The sequence below is a fragment of the Sphingosinicella terrae genome (assembly GCF_003347635.1).
GTDB classification, from domain to species: domain Bacteria; phylum Pseudomonadota; class Alphaproteobacteria; order Sphingomonadales; family Sphingomonadaceae; genus Allosphingosinicella; species Allosphingosinicella terrae.
The window spans coordinates 110,947-128,933 of record NZ_QDFY01000011.1 but is presented as its reverse complement, the minus strand read 5'-3'; the positions used below and the strand labels follow the sequence as shown (position 1 = coordinate 128,933).

Sequence of the window (17,987 nt, the reverse complement as noted above, 5' to 3'; positions counted from 1 at the left end):
CGGCGCGCGCCGTGCCCGGCAATCGCGCTGACACCCCTCCACCGCCCTGCGGGCGGTTCCCCTCCCCTCGCAGGGGAGGATCGGAATAGAAACAACGCCCGCGCGCCGGAGAGCGGCCGGGAAGGAGAAGGAGGCGGGATGCGGCAGGTCGCGATCATTGGTTCGGGCCCGGCGGGCTATTACAGCGCCGAGGCGCTCCAGAAGCTGTTCGGCGACGAGATCCGCATCGACATGATCGACCGGATGCCGGTGCCCTACGGACTGATCCGCTTCGGCGTCGCCCCCGACCACCAGTCGATCAAGGCGGTCTATCGCCGCTACGAGAAAGTCGCCCTGTCGGGCAATGTCCGCTTCGTCGGCAACCTCACCGTCGGCGGCGACGTCTCGGTGGCCGAGCTCGCCGGCCTCTACGACGCGGTGATCCTCGCCACCGGCGCGCCGCAGGACCGGCCGCTGGACCTGCCCGGCAGCGATCTTCCCGGCGTGGTCGGATCGGCGGCGTTCGTCGGCTGGTATAACGGCCATCCCGATTTCGCGGCGCTCGAACCGCCGCTCGACGCCCCGGCGGCGGCGGTGATCGGCAACGGCAATGTCGCGCTCGACGTCGCCCGCATCCTGGCCAAGAGCCGGAGCGAGTTCGCCGGATCGGACATAGTCGGCCATGCGCTCGAGGCGCTCGAGCGGTCGGCGATCCGAACCATCCACATCCTCGGGCGGCGCGGACCGCACCAGATCGCGATGACGCCCAAGGAGCTGGGCGAGCTCGGCCATCTCGAGGATGCGGTGCCGCATGCCGAGGCCGCCGACTTCCCGGCCGAGGCGGAGGATGCGGCGCTGGAGCCGGGCGTGCGCAAGTCGGTCGCGCACCTGCGCGCCTTCACCGCGCTCGACCAGGGCGAGAAGCGCAAGCGGCTGATCTTCGACTTCTTCGCCAAGCCGCTCAGGATCGAGGGCGAAGGCCGCGCCGAGCGGCTGATCGTCGAGCGCACCCGGTTGGACGAGGGCCTGCGGGCGGTCGGCACCGGCGAGACCTATGCCGTGCCCTGCGGACTGGTGGTGAGCTGCATCGGCTACCAGACGCCGCGGATCGAGGGCGTTCCCTACGAGACCGATCGCGGCCGCTTCGCCAATGAGGAGGGACGGATCGGCGACGGGCTCTATTGCGTCGGCTGGGCGCGGCGCGGCCCGAGCGGGACGATCGGCACCAACCGGCCGGACGGCTACGAGGTGGCCGACAAGATCGCGGCGGATGTCGGCGCCGGCGCCGGCAAGCCCGGCTGGGCGGGGCTGGAGCCGCTGCTGAAGGCGCGATCGGCCGACATCGTCACCTTCCGCGACTGGCAGCGGATCGAGGCGGCGGAGACCGCCCGCGCCCGCGACGGCAGCCCGCGCGAGAAGTTCGTCGCGATCGAGGAGATGCTGCGGGCAAGGGGGGAGTGAAGGCGGCGCGGCGCACGCATCTCCTCCCCCTTCCGGCGAGAGAGGGCTTTTTTCGGCGGGAGGGACCTCGTCCGAAGACGCTTTCCGCCCGGGCCACCAGCGGCATTGCCAAGGGCGGAGCGATGGGGATAGGTCGGTCGCTCCTGATTTGCGGGGTGAAATGAGCGCCAAGGGGGCCCACGTCTTCGTCAGTCACAGCTCCGACAATCGGGAGCTGGCCAACGAGCTTGCCGCGTTCCTGGAGCGGAGGGGGATCCGCATCTGGATCGCGCCGCGCGACGTCCGGCCCGGCATGGACTATTCGGAGGAGCTGCAGCGCGCGATCGAGGAATGCGCCGCCTTCGTCGTGCTGGTCACCGACATGGCCAACAAGTCGCCTTATGTCCGCGCCGAGACGGAGATGGCGTTCAGCACGCACAAGCCGATCTTCCCGGTGCGGACGAGCAACATCCAGCCGGCGCCGGGCCTCGCCTTCTTCCTGAAGATCCGCCACTGGACCGACGCCTTCGGCAATCTGCGCGCCGACAATCTCGACCGGCTGGTGCGCGAGCTCCAGACGGCGGCCGGGGTAACCGCGCCGGCCGCCGCGACGCCGCCGCCGATCCAGGGCGCCGCCGCCTTCACCGCCGCGCCAGCGCCCCCGCCCCCGCCGCCGGGGCCCGCGCAGGGCGGACAAGCGGCCGGTTCGGCGGAGCCGCCGGTGCCGCCGGAAGGCGAGGACGAGGAAGCGTGGCGAGCCGCGATCGGGCCCAATGCCGATTTCTACATGCGCCGCTGGCGGGCGATGGAGGCGAAGAAGACGGCGATCAACTGGAACTGGCCGGCGGCGCTGGTGAGCGCCTTCTGGTTCGCCTATCGCAAGATGTGGGTGCCGATGGCCGCCGTGATCGGGGCCTCGTTCCTGCTCGGACTGGTCGCCGGCGCCGCCGGATCGGCGCAGCTCAACCTCCTGTTCACCATCGCCATCAGCTTCGTCACCGGCGGCTTCGGCAACCATCTCTATCGCCGCCAGACCCAGAAACTGATCGCGCGCACCGGCGCGCTGCCGCGCGGCGCCCAGGTCGAGGCGCTGCGCGCGCGCGGCGGGACCTCGGCGGTGGCCGTCGGCATCCTGCTCGGGATCGTCCTCCTGCTCACCCTGATCGCGCTGATCGGCGCCGCGCAGCAGGCCCAGATCGGCAATGACGGCGGCACCCTCGACACCTCGACGTCGGACAATCGGGGCGGCGGCGGATTCGATGATGGCCAGAGCGGCGATTTCACCGGCGAGAAGCCGCCGGTCGACGAGAGCGAGCTGCCGCCGGAGGAGTATCCGGCCGACTATTGAGGGCGCGTCGGGGCGGGCGGCCCAGGTGGCGATATTTTTCGCGCCCGGCGCGAACGGCGCCGCGCAGGCCGCTTGAACTCCCCCGATCACGCTCCTATAGACCCCCAGCCCCGCCGGCCCGGGAGCTTATGTTCGGGGGCCGCGCGTATCGGTCGGGGAGTAGCTCAGCCTGGTAGAGCACTGTCTTCGGGAGGCAGGGGCCGGAGGTTCGAATCCTCTCTCCCCGACCAATTACGTTCGGTCGACGCGCACGGCGCGTCGACGCGGTCCGCCGAAAGGGCCGGACCCGCTTCAGCCCATCGCAAATCGTCCCCGATAGGGCGGCCGCGACGCGCTTCCGAGTCCCCGGAAAAGCCGCGTCGGACGGCAAATCGCTCTATGATGGAGACAGGCGCCGCCCCTTCCCGCCGCGCCGGCCTCATGGGACAAAGATGTATCGCGACCAGAATGAACTGCCGGCTTTCGTGCGGACGGAAACCGAAGCCGAGGCGCGCGCGGCCGCCCTCGGCGCGGCGCTGGACGCGCTGTGCGGGACCCTGGTTTCCGAGATCGGGTTCGACACCGACGGCGCGCTCGCCGTGGTCGGCCGCGACGAGGAGGGCGAGCTGCGCTGGCGCCTCGCCGTCCGCGGCAGCGCCCGCTTCACCTTCTCCCACCGCTCAGGCGACCGGCGCTGGCTGGTCGAGGCGAATTACGATGCCGGCGCCACGCTGAGGATGAGCGAGCGGGCGATGATCCTCACCCTGTGCGGCGCCGTCGTCGAATCCTTCCACGTCGACGGCGAAGGGCTGTTCATCCGCAGCGACGACGGCCGCGCGATCGAGATCGTCCATGCCGTCAGCGGCGGCGAGGAGCTGGTCATCGAGATCGCGCCGGCCGAGCCGGAAGCGCAAAAGCTGCGGATCGTTCTTCCCGACGAGCTCGAACGTTGGGGCATCGATCCCGAAGCGTTCTGACGCCCGCGGCAGGGCGGACAGAAGGCTATCGGGCCGTTGACCGCTCAGCGTGGCGGGACGGCGGCGCCTCGAGGTTGCGCTTGATCGCTTGGCAGCCGGCCTCGACCAGCGGTCCGGCCTGGTCCGCGGCCGAGTCGGGGAGGAAATCGCTGATCCAGCGGAAGAGGGTGCCGGCGCCCGCCGGCTCGACCTGCATCGATCCATGGTGGTGACTGAACGGCCCGTCGAGCACGGTGTAGGCGAGACGGCGGCGATCGTCGTCGCGCGCGATCAGCCGCTCGTGCACAACCAGGCCGTTGGCGAAGGTGACCCGCCGCTCGCCCTCGGCCTCGCGGCAATCGACAAGAACGCCGGCGAACAGCTGGCCGGCGGCGCCGAAATCGCGAAGCGCGCGCCACGCCTCGTCCACCGGCACGCAGATCTCGATCTCGCCGACGATGCTCGCCATCCCTGCCTCCTCGCGACCGCGCGGACCGGCCGCGCCGGTCACCTTCCTGGACGCGGCTGCGCCAGCCGGGCTTGGAGAATCTTGCGGTCGCCGGCGGCGAAACGGCGAAACCGGCCCGGCGACAGGCCGGCCGCACGGCCGAAGCTGCGGACGAAATTGGAGAGGTCGCCGAAGCCGACGTCGAAGGCGATGTCGGTGACCGAGACCTCCGGCTCCTCGGCGAGGCGACGGGCCGCGTTGCGCAGCCGGCAGGCGACCAGATGCTGGTGCGGCGTCGTCCCGATCAAGGCCCGGAAGCTGCGCAGGAAGTGCCAGGGGCTGAGCCCGGCCTCGCGGGCCGCGTCGAACAGGCCGACCGGCGCCGACGCATGCGCGTCTATCCAGTCGGCGGCGTGGGCGATCCGCGCCCGCAGCCGGCGATCCGCGGGAGGTGAGGAAGCAGGCTCGTCCTCGCCGGCGACGAAGCGGCGCAGCAGGATCAGGCCCGCCTCCTCGGCGCCGAGCGCGGCCCGCCCTTCGGCGCAGGCCGCGGCGAGCTCGCCCAGCCCGGCCAAGGCCGGCCCGGGCGGGAGCGCGGTCGCCTCCCAGGGCCGCGCCCGCCCCGGCAGCGTGTCGAGCAGAGCCGGCGACGGCTGGAGCGAGAGGCACAGATCGCCCCGGTCGTGATGATCGTGGGTACAGACATATTCGCGCTCGGGCCGGCCGATCATGAAGCCGCCGGCGACGAGCTGGTCGTGGCGGGCTCCGACCCGGCAGCCGAAGCTCCCCTGCCGCACGTAGGACAGAGCGTGGCGATCGGTCACCTCCGGAAAATGGACATGGTCCGGTCCCGCGGCGCAGCGATAGTCGACGATCCTGAGATCGCCGTCGGCGAGGATGCGCGCGGTCATCTATCCTCCTGCCCGCGCGCTCAGTCCGCCAGCGGCCCGAAACGCGGCTCGGCCCGGCCGAGCCGGGCGCGGATCGCCTCGCCGAGATCGGCGCTGACCAGGGTGGCGGCATTCCACAAGGCGACGTCGCGCAGCCCCTCCTCGACTGGGCGGCCGCGGCTCATGTTGAGGCTGCGCTTGGCGCCGGCGACGGCGAGCGGCGACTTGGCGGCGATGGTGCGGGCGAGCTCGAGACCGGCGGCGATCGCCGCGTCGCGGCTCTCGGCGATCCGGTTGACGAGGCCGTGGCGCGCCGCCTCCTCGGCCGGCATGCGGCGCCCGGTGAAGGCGAGCTCGCGGACCAGGCCATGAGGGAGCAGATAGCCCAGGCGCTGCAGCGTCCCGAGATCGGCGGTGATGGCGACGTCGACCTCGGCGACCTGGAGGAAGCCGTCGGCCGCGGCGACGCGAAGGTCGCAGGCGCTGGCGAGATCGACTCCGGCGCCGATGCAGCCGCCATGGATCGCCGCCACCACCGGCGGCCGCGCCTGCTCGACGGCGCTGAACGTCTCCTGCAGCCAGAGGATGTGACGCAGCCGGGCCTCGGCGGCGCGGCCGGGATCCTCGGTCGGCGGGAATTGGCGCGAGGCGTAATCGAGGTCGAGCCCGGCGGTGAAATGGCGGCCCTGGCCGCTCAGCAGGATCGCGCGGACGGCCGGATCCGACCCCAGGCGGCGGAAGGTGTCGCCGATCGCGGCGAACATGTCGCGATCCATCGCGTTCGCTTTGTCCGGCCGGGCGAGCTCGACATGGGCGACGCCCGCCTCGATCGTGACCTTCACCCGTTCGTCCATGTCCGGCTCCTTCGGCCCCTCCTATCGCCTGCCCGCGCGCCCGGGGAAAGCCCGGAGGTGGACGGTTACCGATGGTGAACTATTCGCCGGCCATTGACGTGGCGGGCCGGAATGCCCAGAATTTGTGCAGTGCAGCAGAGTATCGGGTGCTGAAGAGGATGGACCTTTCCGGCTTGAAGCTGGGACGAAACGACGCGGCCGGTGCCGGAACGGCGCCCTGGCGGCGCTCGCGCGCCCCCGGCCCGGCCGCCTTCCTTGCCGCCGGCCTGTGCTCGCCCGAGCGCCCGTGGGGCGTTCACCAGCAGCTGACCCGCCCCGCCTGCCCCCGCTGCGGCTGGGATCCCCACTCGTTCGCGGCCAGGAAGAGCGCCCGAACCCAGATCTGAAGGACGTCCCCGTTGAGTACCAGACCGATCCTGCGCGCGCGGGCGGCCGCTTCGCCGACCGAGCTCGTCACCCTCGCCGTCAAGCGCAGGCTGTGCCTCAGCGCCACCTACAACCGCAACCAGATCCGGCTGGCGCCGCATGCGCTCTACACCAAGCATGACGAGTGGCATGTCGACGGCGTCGTCCTCGAGCGCGACGGCCAGGCGCCGCGCGAGCTCAAGCTCGGCACGTTCAAGCTGACCGGCTTGAAGGCGCTGGCGCTGACCGCGGTGCCGTTCGCGCCGGAGCCGCTGTTCGATCCCCAGGCGGAGCGCTACGGCGAGGACGCGCTGCGGGTCGCCGCGCAAGCCTGAGGCGCGCCGCCCGCGGGCTTCTCGATCGGCGCCGCCCGCTTTATGAGCGGGCCATGACGCGCTTCACGGTAAACGGCCAGCCCATCCATTACCGGATGGATCCGGAGACGCCCTTATTGTGGGCGCTGCGCGACGCCTCCAACCTCACCGGCACCAAGTTCGGCTGCGGGACCGGGCATTGCGGCGCCTGCACCGTCCATGTCGACGGCAATGCCGTGCGCAGCTGCCGGGTCCGCATCGCCGATATCGAGGGCAGCTTCGTCACCACCATCGAGGGCCTGTCGCGCGACCGCTCGCACCCGATCCAGCAGGCCTTCGCCGCCGACATGGTGCCGCAATGCGGCTATTGCATACCGGGCATGATCATGGCGGCGGCGGCCCTGATCGACCGCAACGAAAGCCCGACCGACGCCGAGATCGACGCCGCCATCACCAATATCTGCCGCTGCGGCATCTATCCCAGGCTTCGCGAGTCGATCCGCCGGGCGCTCCGCATCAAGAGCGGCCGCGAACGGGTCGCCGCCGCCCCGCCGCCGGGAATCGCTCCGGAGGACGCCGCCCGCGCGGTGCCGGCGCTGCGCCCGCCGCCGCCGACGGGGCGCCGCCGTCCGTGAGGCGCCGACCCGGATCGCGCCAAGCCGCTGATAACCTGTCATTCCGTTGACGGAGCGGTTCAGGAACCGCTCATCGGTTCTCGGGCACAACTCGTCCATCATCAGGCGGGTAGCTCGCCGGCAGAAGGAGTGTTCGATGCGCAAGGCATTGATGAGTTTGATCATGGCAGCGACGGTGATGACCCCGATCGCGGCCGAAGCCCAGATGCGGGACCGCGGCGAGGCACGTTCGCAGCGGGCCGAAAGCCGCAGCGAGTCGCGCGCCGAGCGCCAGTCGCAGCGCAGCGAGGCGCGCGTCCAGCGACAGGCCGTCCGCGCGGAGCGCCAGTCCAGCCGCGCCGAACGCCAGTCGGCCCGCCAGCAGGCGCCGGCGGCGCAGCCGGTCGCGGTCGCCCAGCGCGAGCGCGGCAATCGAGGCGATCGCAACCGCGGCGACAGCGGCCGGCGCGGGAGCATCTATCCGCAGGCGTGGCAGGGTAATCCCAACGATCCCGCCCGCCAGCGCTACGAGCGGCTCGAGCGCCAGAACCAGTATCGCTACGGCACCCGCGAACAGCGCCGCGACATCCGCCAGGATCGCCGAGAGGATCGGCGCGAATCGCGGCAGGACCGGCGCGAGGATCGGCGCGACTGGCGGCGGGACCGCCGCGACGACCGCCGCGACTGGCGGCAGGATCGCCGTGCCGACCGGCGCGACTGGCGCAACGACTGGAACCGAGGCTGGCGCAACGACCGGCGCTACGACTGGAACAGCTGGCGCTACCGCAACCGGCACATCTATCGCATGCCGGCTTATTACTCGCCCTATCGCAACCATCGCTATTCGCGATTCTCGATCGGCTTCTTGCTGGAGCCGCTCTTCTACAGCAACCGCTACTGGCTGAACGATCCCTACCAGTATCGGCTGCCGCACGCGCCGGCCGGCACCCAGTGGGTCCGCTACTATAACGACGTCCTGCTGGTCGACGTCTATAGCGGCGAGGTGGTCGACGTGATCTACGACTTCTTCTGGTAGGCCCCGCGCCGACCTGAAGCCTGCAGGGCCCCGCCGGCGCGAGCCGGCGGGGCCCTTCGCCTATTCGCGGCAACGGCTCTTGTCACGCCGCCACCGGCTGTCGCATGGCAGGCGCGAAGCTTCGCAACCGGGGATATGCCGATGGCCGCACGTCTGCTCGCTTTCTTCCTGCTCGTCCTCGCCGGCTTGAGTCCGGCCGCCGCCCAGGAAGCAGCCGCCGACGTCACCGTCATCCATGCCGGCCGCCTGATCGCCGAGCCCGGCCGGCCGGCGCGCGGCCCGTCCACGATCGTCGTCGTCGGCGACCGCATCCAGAGCGTCACCGACGGGCTGCAGCCGCCGCCGGCGGGAGCGCGGCTGATCGACCATAAAGACCGGACCGTCCTGCCCGGACTGATCGACGCCCATGTCCACCTTGCCGGAAATCCGGGCGGCGAATTCTGGCGCGAGGCGGTCGATCCCGACGAATGGAACATGGTGCTCGGCATCGAGAATGCCGCCACCACCGTCCGCGCCGGCTTCACCACGGTCCGCGATCTCGGCTCGCCGCCGCAGGTCGGCCACATGCTCCGCCGCGGCACCGCCGAAGGCAGGATCGTCGGCCCGCGGATCGTCTCCGCCGGCCCGTCCATCTCGATCATCGGCGGCCATGGCGACGTCAGCGGCTTCCGCACCGAGGTGATCCATGCCCTTTCGGCGCGCAATACCTGCACCGGCCCCGAGGAATGCGCGCAGCGCGTGCGCGAGGCCTCGCGCGCCGGCGCCGACGTCATCAAGTTCACCGCGACCGGCGGCGTCCTCTCCCAGCAGGCGCGCGGGCTCGAAGCCCATTTCACCGACGAGGAGATGCGCGCGATCGTCACCACCGCCCATTCGCTCGGACTAAAGGTCGCCGCCCACGCCCACGGCGCGCGCGGGATAGAGGGTGCCGCGCGGGCCGGCGTCGATTCGATCGAGCACGGCACGTTCGCCGACGAGGCCGCGATCCAGGCGCTGCGCCGGGGCGGCGGCGCCTTCGTGCCGACCCTGATGGCCTATACCGGCATCAGCGAAGGGCTGGAGCAGGATCGCTACACGCCGCCGGTCGCGGCCAAGGTGCGCGAGACGCTGGCGCTGGTCGGCCGCGCCGCGCGCGCCGCCCGGGCGGCGGGCGTGCCGGTGGTGTTCGGCACCGATGCCGGCGTCTACGAGCATGGCCGCAACGCGGAGGAATTCGCCCTGCTGGTCGAGCGGGTCGGGATGAGCCCGGCCGAGGCGATCGCCTCGGCGACCACCGATGCGGCCCGTTTGCTCGGGCTCGAGACGGAGATCGGGCGGATCGCCCCCGGCTTTTCGGCCGACCTCATCGCCGTGTCGGGCGACCCGCTCGCCGATGTCCGCGTGCTCGAGCGGGTGGATTATGTGATGGTGCGCGGGCGCGCCGTCGAGTGACCAGGCAGGAGTGAGAGCGAGCGGATGAGTTCCAACGTCATCGACTACAAGATCGCCATCGGCCGCTGGGTCGGCGACCGGCTGGCGCGCAACCCGACCGTGTCGAAGATCCCGTCCAACCAGGTCGACATCTACGTCGCGCGCAGCTTCCTCACCCAGGGCGAATGCGCCGGCCTGATGCGGCTGATCGACAACCACCGGGTGCCGTCGCAGCTGCTCTCGCCCACCGCCGATCCGGAATTCCGGACCAGCGAGAGCTGCAACATGGATCCCGCCGATCCGCTGGTGAAGCAGATCGAGGAGAAGATCACCGACCTGCTGGGGATCCAGCCCGAGCATGGCGAGACCTTCCAGGGCCAGCGTTATGCGGTCGGCCAGCAGTTCAAGCCGCACCACGATTTCTTCCATACCGCCGAGCCTTATTGGCCGGCGATGCAGAAGAGCGGCGGCCAGCGGACCTGGACGGCGATGGTGTTCCTCAACACGCCCGAAGGCGGCGGCCAGACCGGCTTTCCGGAGGCGGGGCTCAAGATCGCGCCGCGCGCCGGCAACCTCCTCGCCTGGAACAATCTCGACGCGAACGGCCAGCCCAATCCGTTCACCCTCCACCAGGGATCGCCGGTCACCGCCGGGACCAAATATGTGATCACCAAATGGTATCGCGAGCGTCCCTGGGGCTATGCCGAATACCGCACCTACTGACGCGGCGGCGGCGACGGCGTCAGCCTGACCCAGGGCGGTTGCCCTCGCCACCCGGCTGTATTATCCAACTCCTACACCAGATGAGGATCCCGTTCCCGATGAAAAGCCGCGCCCTGCTGCTCGCCGCCTGCCTTCTCGCCTCCGCCGCCTCGCCGGCCGCCCTCGCCGCGTCGCAGCCCGCCGCCGCCCCCGCTGCCGCGACGCAGGAGAATGCGAGCGAGCGGCTGCACCGGCTGTTCCGCGACAGCGACGAGGCCAATCTCCGCCGCAATCCGATCTCGGCGCTGTTCCGCGGCGACTATCGCTATGCCGACCAGCTCGGCGACTATATCACCGATGCCTATTACGCCGCGGAGCGGACGGCGGCCGAGCAGGAGCTGGCCGCGCTCGCCGCGATCGACCGCGCCGCGCTCAATCCCACCGACCAGCTCGCCTACGACGTGTTCCGCTTCCAGCGCGAGGACGACCTCGCCGACCTGCAGCCCGACATGCTGGCGCTGACCGCGGTGCGGCCGCTCAACCATTTCTTCGGCTTCCACACCTTCTATCCGGTGCTCGCCTCGGGCAACAACACGGCGCCGTTCCGCAACGTCGAGGATTATGAGAACAACCTCAAGCGGCACCGCGAATTCGTCGCCCTCATCGACCGCGCCATCGGCCGCTTCCGCGAGGGCATGGCGAGCGGCGTCGTCGAGACCAAGCTGACGATCCGCAACGTCATCGGCCAGCTCGACACCCAGCTTGCCGATGCCCCCGAGGCGTCGCCCTATTTCGGCCCGGTGCGCGAGTTCCCCGACGGCGTTCCAGAGGCCGATCGGGCCCGGCTTCGCGAGGCCCATCTCGCCGCCATCCGCGACGGCATCTTCCCGGCCTATCGCCGGCTGCGCGATTTCCTCCAGAACGAATATCTGCCGCGCGCGCGCGACGGCGCCGGCCTGATGCACATGCCGGGCGGCGAGCGGCTCTACCGCCGCCTGATCCAGGAGAATACGACGCTGCCGCTCACCGCCGAGGAGGTCCACGAGACGGGATTGCGCGAGGTGGCGCGCATCCGCGGCGAGATGGATGCGATCCGGCAGCGGGTCGGCTTCGAGGGAACGCTCGCCCAGTTCTTCGAGCATCTGCGGACCAGCCCGCAATTCGCGCCGGAGAGCCGCGACTGGATGCGCAATCGCTATTACGAGATCGGCCGCCAGGTCGACGCCCGCATCGGCGAGATCTTCTCCACCATCCCCCGCACCCGGCTCGAGATCAGGGAGGTCGAGGCTTTCCGCGAGCAGAACGAGGCCGGCGGCTCCTATCAGGACGGCACCCCCGACGGATCGCGGCCGGGCATCTTCTACTACAATGCCTACGACCTGCCGTCGCGCCGGACCTACGGCATGGAGACGCTCTATCTCCACGAGGGCGCGCCCGGGCACCATTTCCAGATCAGCCTCGCGAACGAGAATGAAGCGCTCCCCGCCTTCATGCGCTTCGGCGGCAACACCGCCTTCGTCGAGGGCTGGGCGCTCTATGCCGAGACTTTGTGGGACGAGCTCGGCATGGAGACCGATCCGTATCAGCGCTTCGGCGGCCTCAACGACGAGATGCTGCGGGCGATGCGGCTGGTCGTCGACACCGGCATCCATTCCAAGGGTTGGACCCGCGAGCAGGGCATCCGCTACATGCTCGACAATAGCGGCCTCAGCGAGACCGAGGTGGTCGCCGAGGTCGAGCGCTACATCGCCATTCCGGGCCAGGCGCTCGCCTACAAGACCGGGCAGCTCAAGATCCTCGAGCTTCGCGCGCGGGCCGAGCAGGCGCTCGGCGACCGCTTCGACCTCAAGGACTTCCACGCCCAGGTGCTGATGACCGGCGCGCTGCCGCTGCCGGTGCTCGAGCGCAAGATCGACGACTGGATCGCGGCGCGGCGGGGCTAGGCTCTCCGGGCCCGGCGGCGGCGCCCATCCGAACCCCCGCAGGCATTCCAGATCAGCCGTGCATGCGCCGCGTCAGGCCTTCTGTTTCGCCCGCTCGATCGCCTCGGTGACGATGCGCCGCGCCACTTCGGCGCCCTCCCAATGGCCGACGCGCACCCACTTCTCGGATTCGAGATCCTTGTAGTGGGTGAAGAAATGCTCGATCTGCTGCATCACGATCTGGGGCAAATCGTCGCGCTCGCCGACATTCGAATAATAAGGGAAGGTCGTGTCGACCGGCACGGTCAGCAGCTTCTCGTCGCCGCCGGCCTCGTCCTCGAGGGAGAGGACGGCGATCGGACGGGCGCGGACCACCGAGCCGGGGATGAAAGGAGAGCGCGCGACGACGAGGGCGTCCAGCGGATCGCCGTCCGGCGACAAGGTGTGCGGGATGAAGCCGTAATTGGCGGGATAGCGCATCGGCGTGTGCAGGATGCGATCGACGAACAAGGCGCCCGATTTCTTGTCGAACTCATATTTGACGGGCTCGCCGCCGACCGGCACCTCGATGATGACGTTGAGGCTCTCGGGAGGATTGTCGCCCACGGGAATGAGATCGATGTTCATGAAACGGGGTCCTGATGATGATGACGAGGCGGCGCCGGCCGCCGGATCGCCGCAAGGGCGCGCGCGGCTCCTTCCTCGCCCCGGGGCGTCAGGTCAATGGGCAATCGCGGCGGCTCAGGCCGCCGGCACCGCCTCCAGCGCCTCGGCGATCAGGCGGCGGCTGTTGGCGATGCCGTAGAGGGCGACGAAGCTGCCCATGCGCGGTCCCTGGCTGGTGCCGAGCAGGATCTCGTACAGCGCCTTGAACCAGTCGCGCAGCGACTCGAACGGGTGCGTCTTCCCGACCTCGTACACCTCGTTCTGGATCGTCTCGGAATCGCTGTCCTCGGCGAGGCGGCCGAGGCGCGCGTCGAGATCGCGGAGCGCCGCGGCCTCGATGTCGGTCGGCGGCCGCCGGCGCAGCGAGCCGGCGATGAAGTCGCGGAAATAAGCGAGGGCGTAGTCGAGCAGGGCGTCGAGCTTGGGATGGCTGTCGGGCGACGCTTCCGGGCAATAGCGCCGGACGAAGCCCCAGAGCAGGTCCTTGTCGTCGGTCGAGGCGACGGCGACGAGGTTCAGCAGCAGGGCGAAACTGATCGGCATCTGCGCCGCCGGCACCTGGCTGGCATGGACGTGATGGACCGGATTGCCGAGCTTCTTGTCGATCTCCTGATCGGGATAGGCGGCGAGGAACTGGTGATATTCGTCGACCGCCTTCGGGATCACCGAGAAGGAGAGCTGCTTGGCCTTGCGGGGATCGCGGTAGATGTAGAAAGCGAGGCTCTCCTCGGGCGCATAGGTCAGCCACTCGTCGATGGTGACGCCATTGCCCTTGGTCTTCGAGATCTTCTCGCCATTCTCGTCGAGGAACAGCTCGTAATTGAAGCCTTCCGGCGGTCGTCCGCCCAGGATACGGGCGATCTTGCCGCTCTGGATGACGCCATCGATATGGTCCTTGCCGGACATTTCGTAATCGACGTAGAGTGCGACCCACCGCGCCGCCCAGTCGACCTTCCACTGCAGCTTGGCGCCGCCGGAGAGAATGGACTGGTCCACCGTCTCGCCTGTCTCGGGCTCGACATAGCGGATCAGTCCCGCTTCCGGGTCGACGACCTGGACGGGAACCTGGAGCACCTTGCCGTTGACCCGGCTGACCGGGAGCACCGGCGAGTAGGTCTTGCGCCGCTCCTCGCGCAGCGTCGGCAGCATGACGGCCATGATGTCGTCGAACGTGCGAAGCACCTGGCGCAGAACCTCGTCGAACCTCCCCGAGCCATAGCAGTCGGTGGAAGAGAGGAACTCGTAGTCGAAGCCGAACCGGTCGAGGAACTGGCGCAGCAGGCCGTTATTATGGTCGGCATAGCTCTTGTGGCCGCAGCCGAACGGATCCGGCACCTTCGACAGCGGCTGGTCGAGATGCTCGTGCATCATGTCCTGGTGGGGAACGCCCGGCGGCACCTTGCGCATGCCGTCCATGTCGTCGGAGAAGGCGATGAGCCGGCTCGGCCAGTCGACCATCTCCGAAAGAGCGTGGCGCACCATCAGGGTGCGCGCCACCTCCTGGAAGGTGCCGAGATGGGGCAGGCCGGAGGGGCCATAGCCGGTCTCGAACAATATGGGGCGCTCGCCGGGCCCGTCCGGATAGCGCTTCAGGAGCTTGCGCGCCTCCTCATAGGGCCAGGCCTTGCTGACATTCGCCGCCTCGCGAAGCTCCGATGGCACCGACACTGTTGTCCTTTCGTTCCGCGCAGTCCATGCCGGGCGAATGGCCGCCTCTTTGCCCTATCCGGCGCTCCACGCAACCCATGCCGGCATCTGGATCGCCCAGCCGGACGGCGAGATCGCGGCCGTCGGCCGCGGCGAGGCGATCGCGCGCGCGGCCGAGACGCCGATGATCATGCTCAACGCGCCCCTGGTCGGCAACCGGCTCGGCTATCCCGATTTGTCCGGCCTGGACCTGCTCGAGCTGTACGCGTTCGTCCATCCGGCGCGCTTCGCGGTGCCGACGCCGAAAGGGCTGGCGCAGGCGCTCGGGCTAGACGCCCCGGAGAGCGCGAGCGAAGCGGCCCGATTCCTGCGCGACGCCGCCGCCGCCCTGCTCGACAGGCTCGGCGAAGACTGGCCGGAGCGCGAGGGCGCCTGGGCGTCCGCGCAGGCGCTTCACCGGCTGCGCTGGCCTTGGGCGGGGCTGGTCGGCCAGCGGCTGCGGCGACCCGACCGGGACGAGCGCTGGCTGTTCAGCCGGCTCCCCGAATGGGAGGAAAAAGGCGGCCGGGCGCAGCCGCGGCCGGTCAGCATCGATGCCGAGGCGGCGGTGGAGCGTCTGGCGCGGCTGACCGGGCGTGGTTCGGAGCCGCGCGAGGGGCAGCGCGCCTATGCCGCGCGCGCCACCGCCGTCTTCGCGCCGCGCCGCGCCGAGGGACAGCCGAACCTGCTCCTCGCCGAGGCCGGCACCGGCATCGGCAAGACGCTCGGCTATCTCGCGCCCGCCTCCGTCTGGGCAGAAGCGGCGGACGGCGCCGTCTGGATATCGACCTATACCAAGGCGCTCCAGCGCCAGCTCGACCGGGAGGGCGTCAGGCTGTTTCCCGACGAGGCCGAGCGCCGCCGCCGGATCGTCGTGCGCAAGGGACGCGAAAACTATCTGTGCCTGCTCAACCTCGAGGACGCGCTGCAGGGCGGCTTTGCCGGCCGCGCGGCGGTGCTGGCGCAGCTGGTCGCGCGCTGGGCCGCCTATAGCAAGGACGGCGACATGGTCGGCGGCGACCTGCCCGGCTGGCTCACCAGCCTGTTCCGGCGGGCGGGCGCGACGGCGCTGACCGACCGGCGCGGCGAATGCGTCTATGCCGGCTGCCCCCATTATCGCCGCTGCTTCATCGAACGGGCGGCGCGCGCGAGCCAGGATGCGGATCTGGTCATCGCCAACCATGCCCTCTTGATGGTCAATGCCGCGCGCGGCCGCGAGAGCGGACAGATCCCGACCCGGATCGTGTTCGACGAGGGCCACCACCTCTTCGACGCCGCCGATTCGACCTTCGCCGCCGCCCTGACCGGGCAGGAAGCGATCGAGCTGAGGCGCTGGATCGTCGGACCGGAAGGCAAGTCGCGCGGGCGGCGGCGGGGCCTCGCGGCGCGCCTGTCCGACGTCGCCTCCTATGACGAAGCCGGCGCGGAAGCGCTCGAGGCCGCAGTGCAGGCCGCCGGGGAGCTTCCCGGCGACGGCTGGCTGCAGCGGCTCGCCGAAGGCATCGCGCTGGGACCGATCGAGAAGCTGCTCGCCGCCGTCCGCGGCACCGTCTTCGCGCGCGCCACGGCGCAGGACGCCGGCTACGGCCTCGAGACCGAGCTCGCCGAGCCCGATTCAGCGCTCGTCGACGCGGCGGCGCCGGCGGTCGAGGCGCTCGAGCGATTGCTGCGGCCGCTGGTCGCGCTGTCAAAGCGGCTGGAGGCGGTGATCGAGGATTCGCCGGACTGGCTCGACGCGCAGGCGCGGGCACGGGTCGAAGGCGCGATCGGCGGGCTGACCTGGCGCTGCCAGACGCTGTCCGGCTGGATCGCGCTGGCGGCCCGGATCGGCGGCCCCGCCGACGCGGACTTCGTCGACTGGCTGGCGGTGGACCGGGTCGAGGGGCGGGAGTTCGACATCGGTCTCCATCGTCACTGGCTCGACCCGACCCGTCCGCTCGCCGAGGTCGTGATCAAGCCCGCCCACGGCATCCTGGTCACGTCGGCGACCCTGCGCGGCGGCGGCGAGGATTGGAGCCATGCCGAGGCGCGCACCGGCGCCTGCCACGTCCCCAGCCCCGCCGGCCGGTTCGAGGCAGCCAGCCCGTTCGACTATGCCGCTTCGAGCGAGGTGCTGATCGTCACCGACGTCCGGAAGGGCGACATCGCCGCGCTGGCCGGCGCCTATGGGCGGCTGATCGAGGCGGCGCAGGGCGGAACGCTCGGCCTGTTCACCGCCATCCAGCGGCTGCGGGCGGTGCACGCGCGGATCGCCGACCGCCTCGCCCGCGCCGGGCTGCCGCTCTACGCCCAGCATGTCGACCCGATCGATACCGGCACCTTGGTCGACATCTTCCGGGACGATCCGCGCGCGTCGCTGCTCGGCACCGACGCGCTTCGCGACGGCGTCGACGTCCCCGGCGATTCGCTCCGGCTCGTCGTGATGGAGGGCGTGCCGTGGCCGCGACCGACGGTGCTCCATGCCGCGCGCCGGGCCGCCGGCGGCGGATCCGCCTATGACGACCGGGTGGTACGGGCACGGCTCGCCCAGGCCTTCGGACGGCTCATCCGGCGGAGCGGCGATCGGGGCATCTTCGTCCTTCTCTCCGCGGCGACGCCCACCCGCCTGCTCGGCGCCTTTCCCCCCGGAGTGCCGGTGCGGCGGGTTCATCTCGCCGAAGCCATCGAGCATGTAGGTGAGCGACTCGCCGGCGCCGAATCAGCGGTCGCCTGCCGGGAAGACGCATGAAGATCCTGACGCTGCTGAGGCACGCCAAATCCGGATGGGACGATCCGGCGCTACGCGATTTCGACCGACCGCTGAACAAGCGCGGGCGGAGAGCGGCGCGCACGATCGGCCGCGAGATGCGCAGCCGCGGGATCGATTTCGACGCGGTCATCGCCTCCCCCGCCGCCCGGGTGGTCGAGACGCTCGCCGATCTCGCCGACGGCTATGGCCGGCCGATCCACGCGGACTATGACGAGCGTGCCTACCTGGCGACGGCGGCGGCGCTGCTCGAGCTCGTCCGGCAGGCCGATGACGGCGCCGACCGGCTGCTTCTGGTCGGCCACAATCCGGGGCTCGAATCGCTGGCGCTGCTGCTGACGCGGGAAGAGGAAGGCGACGGGCTTCGCCGCGTCCTCGCCGAAAAATACCCGACCGCCACCCTTGCCGAGATCGCCTTGCCCATCGACCACTGGCACGACGTCGAGGCCGGTGCCGGCCGGCTGAGCCGATTCATCCGGCCGCGCGACGTCGATCCGGAGCTCGGTCCGGAGGACGCCTAGGACAGGCTGCGTTCCGATAGCATCGGAACGGCCGCGCCAGGCTATGGGAAGGCCGCGATTTTCGAGTCGCC

Annotated in this window: 17 protein-coding genes and 1 tRNA gene; 13 read left to right on the top strand and 5 right to left on the bottom strand. The window is 70.4% G+C overall.

Annotated elements, in window-relative coordinates:
• Positions 1-138: 138 nt before the first annotated feature.
• The 4 genes from DDE10_RS18455 to DDE10_RS18440 all read left to right on the top strand — a co-directional run bounded on the left by DDE10_RS18455 (position 139) and on the right by DDE10_RS18440 (position 3,723).
• Positions 139-1,440 (top strand): FAD-dependent oxidoreductase, encoded by a 1,302-nt coding sequence (locus tag DDE10_RS18455; RefSeq protein ID WP_114954258.1) that lies wholly within the window; start codon positions 139-141, stop codon positions 1,438-1,440.
• 160 nt (positions 1,441-1,600) lie between these two features.
• Positions 1,601-2,767, top strand: a complete 1,167-nt coding sequence (locus DDE10_RS18450) for a TIR domain-containing protein (RefSeq protein ID WP_114954257.1) — start codon at positions 1,601-1,603, stop codon at positions 2,765-2,767.
• A gap of 153 nt (positions 2,768-2,920) precedes the next feature.
• Positions 2,921-2,997 (top strand) — tRNA-Pro (locus DDE10_RS18445).
• 201 nt (positions 2,998-3,198) lie between these two features.
• The gene (locus DDE10_RS18440; protein WP_114954256.1) at positions 3,199-3,723 is read left to right on the top strand and encodes a hypothetical protein; all 525 of its coding nucleotides are present in this window, start codon (positions 3,199-3,201) and stop codon (positions 3,721-3,723) included.
• A gap of 25 nt (positions 3,724-3,748) precedes the next feature.
• Here the strand turns inward: DDE10_RS18440 and DDE10_RS18435 are convergent, their stop codons facing one another.
• The 3 genes from DDE10_RS18435 to DDE10_RS18425 are packed head-to-tail and all read right to left on the bottom strand — an operon-like array spanning position 3,749 to position 5,894.
• Positions 3,749-4,171, bottom strand: a complete 423-nt coding sequence (locus DDE10_RS18435; protein WP_114954255.1) for an SRPBCC family protein — start codon at positions 4,169-4,171, stop codon at positions 3,749-3,751.
• Positions 4,172-4,209: 38 nt separating this feature from the next.
• Positions 4,210-5,061 (bottom strand): AraC family transcriptional regulator, encoded by an 852-nt coding sequence (locus DDE10_RS18430; RefSeq protein WP_114954254.1) that lies wholly within the window; start codon positions 5,059-5,061, stop codon positions 4,210-4,212.
• 20 nt (positions 5,062-5,081) lie between these two features.
• Positions 5,082-5,894, bottom strand: a complete 813-nt coding sequence (locus tag DDE10_RS18425; RefSeq protein ID WP_114954253.1) for an enoyl-CoA hydratase-related protein — start codon at positions 5,892-5,894, stop codon at positions 5,082-5,084.
• A 146-nt stretch (positions 5,895-6,040) separates the two neighbouring features.
• Here DDE10_RS18425 and DDE10_RS18420 point away from each other — a divergent pair, with 146 nt between their 5' ends.
• The 7 genes from DDE10_RS18420 (at position 6,041) to DDE10_RS18390 (ending at position 12,318) form a co-directional block, all read left to right on the top strand.
• Positions 6,041-6,280 carry a hypothetical protein gene (locus DDE10_RS18420; protein ID WP_162806720.1) on the top strand — a complete coding sequence of 80 codons (240 nt, stop codon included), beginning with the start codon at positions 6,041-6,043 and terminating at the stop codon, positions 6,278-6,280.
• 12 nt (positions 6,281-6,292) lie between these two features.
• A complete protein-coding gene (locus tag DDE10_RS18415) occupies positions 6,293-6,634 on the top strand; it encodes a WYL domain-containing protein (RefSeq protein WP_349356549.1) in 342 nt (113 codons plus the stop codon).
• A 53-nt stretch (positions 6,635-6,687) separates the two neighbouring features.
• On the top strand, positions 6,688-7,248 hold the full coding sequence (locus tag DDE10_RS18410; protein WP_114954251.1) for a (2Fe-2S)-binding protein: 561 nt from the start codon (positions 6,688-6,690) through the stop codon (positions 7,246-7,248).
• Between the two features lie 136 nt (positions 7,249-7,384).
• Entirely contained in the window at positions 7,385-8,263 is an 879-nt protein-coding gene (locus DDE10_RS18405) for an RcnB family protein (protein WP_114954250.1), read from the top strand.
• Between the two features lie 141 nt (positions 8,264-8,404).
• Positions 8,405-9,694, top strand: coding sequence for a metal-dependent hydrolase family protein (locus DDE10_RS18400; protein ID WP_114954249.1), 1,290 nt, complete (start codon positions 8,405-8,407; stop codon positions 9,692-9,694).
• A 24-nt stretch (positions 9,695-9,718) separates the two neighbouring features.
• A complete protein-coding gene (locus DDE10_RS18395; RefSeq protein WP_114954248.1) occupies positions 9,719-10,396 on the top strand; it encodes a 2OG-Fe(II) oxygenase in 678 nt (225 codons plus the stop codon).
• A gap of 98 nt (positions 10,397-10,494) precedes the next feature.
• Positions 10,495-12,318 (top strand): DUF885 domain-containing protein, encoded by a 1,824-nt coding sequence (locus DDE10_RS18390; protein WP_114954247.1) that lies wholly within the window; start codon positions 10,495-10,497, stop codon positions 12,316-12,318.
• Positions 12,319-12,390: 72 nt separating this feature from the next.
• On the opposite strand, the gene ppa is transcribed toward DDE10_RS18390, so the two are convergent.
• Both ppa and DDE10_RS18380 read right to left on the bottom strand, forming a co-directional pair.
• Positions 12,391-12,924 carry an inorganic diphosphatase gene (gene ppa / locus DDE10_RS18385; protein ID WP_114954246.1) on the bottom strand — a complete coding sequence of 178 codons (534 nt, stop codon included), beginning with the start codon at positions 12,922-12,924 and terminating at the stop codon, positions 12,391-12,393.
• A gap of 114 nt (positions 12,925-13,038) precedes the next feature.
• On the bottom strand, positions 13,039-14,625 hold the full coding sequence (locus tag DDE10_RS18380) for a lysine--tRNA ligase (protein ID WP_114954287.1): 1,587 nt from the start codon (positions 14,623-14,625) through the stop codon (positions 13,039-13,041).
• Between the two features lie 43 nt (positions 14,626-14,668).
• Between DDE10_RS18380 and DDE10_RS18375 the strand changes: the two genes are divergently transcribed.
• The gene (locus DDE10_RS18375; RefSeq protein ID WP_114954245.1) at positions 14,669-17,377 is read left to right on the top strand and encodes an ATP-dependent DNA helicase; all 2,709 of its coding nucleotides are present in this window, start codon (positions 14,669-14,671) and stop codon (positions 17,375-17,377) included.
• Positions 17,374-17,916: a SixA phosphatase family protein gene (locus DDE10_RS18370; RefSeq protein WP_114954244.1), complete on the top strand. Its 543-nt coding sequence runs from the start codon at positions 17,374-17,376 to the stop codon at positions 17,914-17,916. Before DDE10_RS18375 ends, DDE10_RS18370 begins: the two co-directional genes overlap by 4 nt.
• Positions 17,917-17,987: the final 71 nt, after the last annotated feature.

Excerpts from the sequence above, each read along its gene's own strand:
- DDE10_RS18455 (WP_114954258.1), top strand. The coding sequence starts at position 139 with ATGCGGCAGGTCGCGATCATTGGTTCGGGCCCGGCGGGCTATTACAGC.
- DDE10_RS18450 (WP_114954257.1), top strand. The coding sequence starts at position 1,601 with ATGAGCGCCAAGGGGGCCCACGTCTTCGTCAGTCACAGCTCCGACAAT.
- DDE10_RS18440 (WP_114954256.1), top strand. The coding sequence starts at position 3,199 with ATGTATCGCGACCAGAATGAACTGCCGGCTTTCGTGCGGACGGAAACC.
- DDE10_RS18435 (WP_114954255.1), bottom strand. The coding sequence starts at position 4,171 with ATGGCGAGCATCGTCGGCGAGATCGAGATCTGCGTGCCGGTGGACGAG.
- DDE10_RS18430 (WP_114954254.1), bottom strand. The coding sequence starts at position 5,061 with ATGACCGCGCGCATCCTCGCCGACGGCGATCTCAGGATCGTCGACTAT.
- DDE10_RS18425 (WP_114954253.1), bottom strand. The coding sequence starts at position 5,894 with ATGGACGAACGGGTGAAGGTCACGATCGAGGCGGGCGTCGCCCATGTC.
- DDE10_RS18410 (WP_114954251.1), top strand. The coding sequence starts at position 6,688 with ATGACGCGCTTCACGGTAAACGGCCAGCCCATCCATTACCGGATGGAT.
- DDE10_RS18405 (WP_114954250.1), top strand. The coding sequence starts at position 7,385 with ATGCGCAAGGCATTGATGAGTTTGATCATGGCAGCGACGGTGATGACC.
- DDE10_RS18400 (WP_114954249.1), top strand. The coding sequence starts at position 8,405 with ATGGCCGCACGTCTGCTCGCTTTCTTCCTGCTCGTCCTCGCCGGCTTG.
- DDE10_RS18395 (WP_114954248.1), top strand. The coding sequence starts at position 9,719 with ATGAGTTCCAACGTCATCGACTACAAGATCGCCATCGGCCGCTGGGTC.
- DDE10_RS18390 (WP_114954247.1), top strand. The coding sequence starts at position 10,495 with ATGAAAAGCCGCGCCCTGCTGCTCGCCGCCTGCCTTCTCGCCTCCGCC.
- ppa (WP_114954246.1), bottom strand. The coding sequence starts at position 12,924 with ATGAACATCGATCTCATTCCCGTGGGCGACAATCCTCCCGAGAGCCTC.
- DDE10_RS18375 (WP_114954245.1), top strand. The coding sequence starts at position 14,669 with ATGGCCGCCTCTTTGCCCTATCCGGCGCTCCACGCAACCCATGCCGGC.
- DDE10_RS18370 (WP_114954244.1), top strand. The coding sequence starts at position 17,374 with ATGAAGATCCTGACGCTGCTGAGGCACGCCAAATCCGGATGGGACGAT.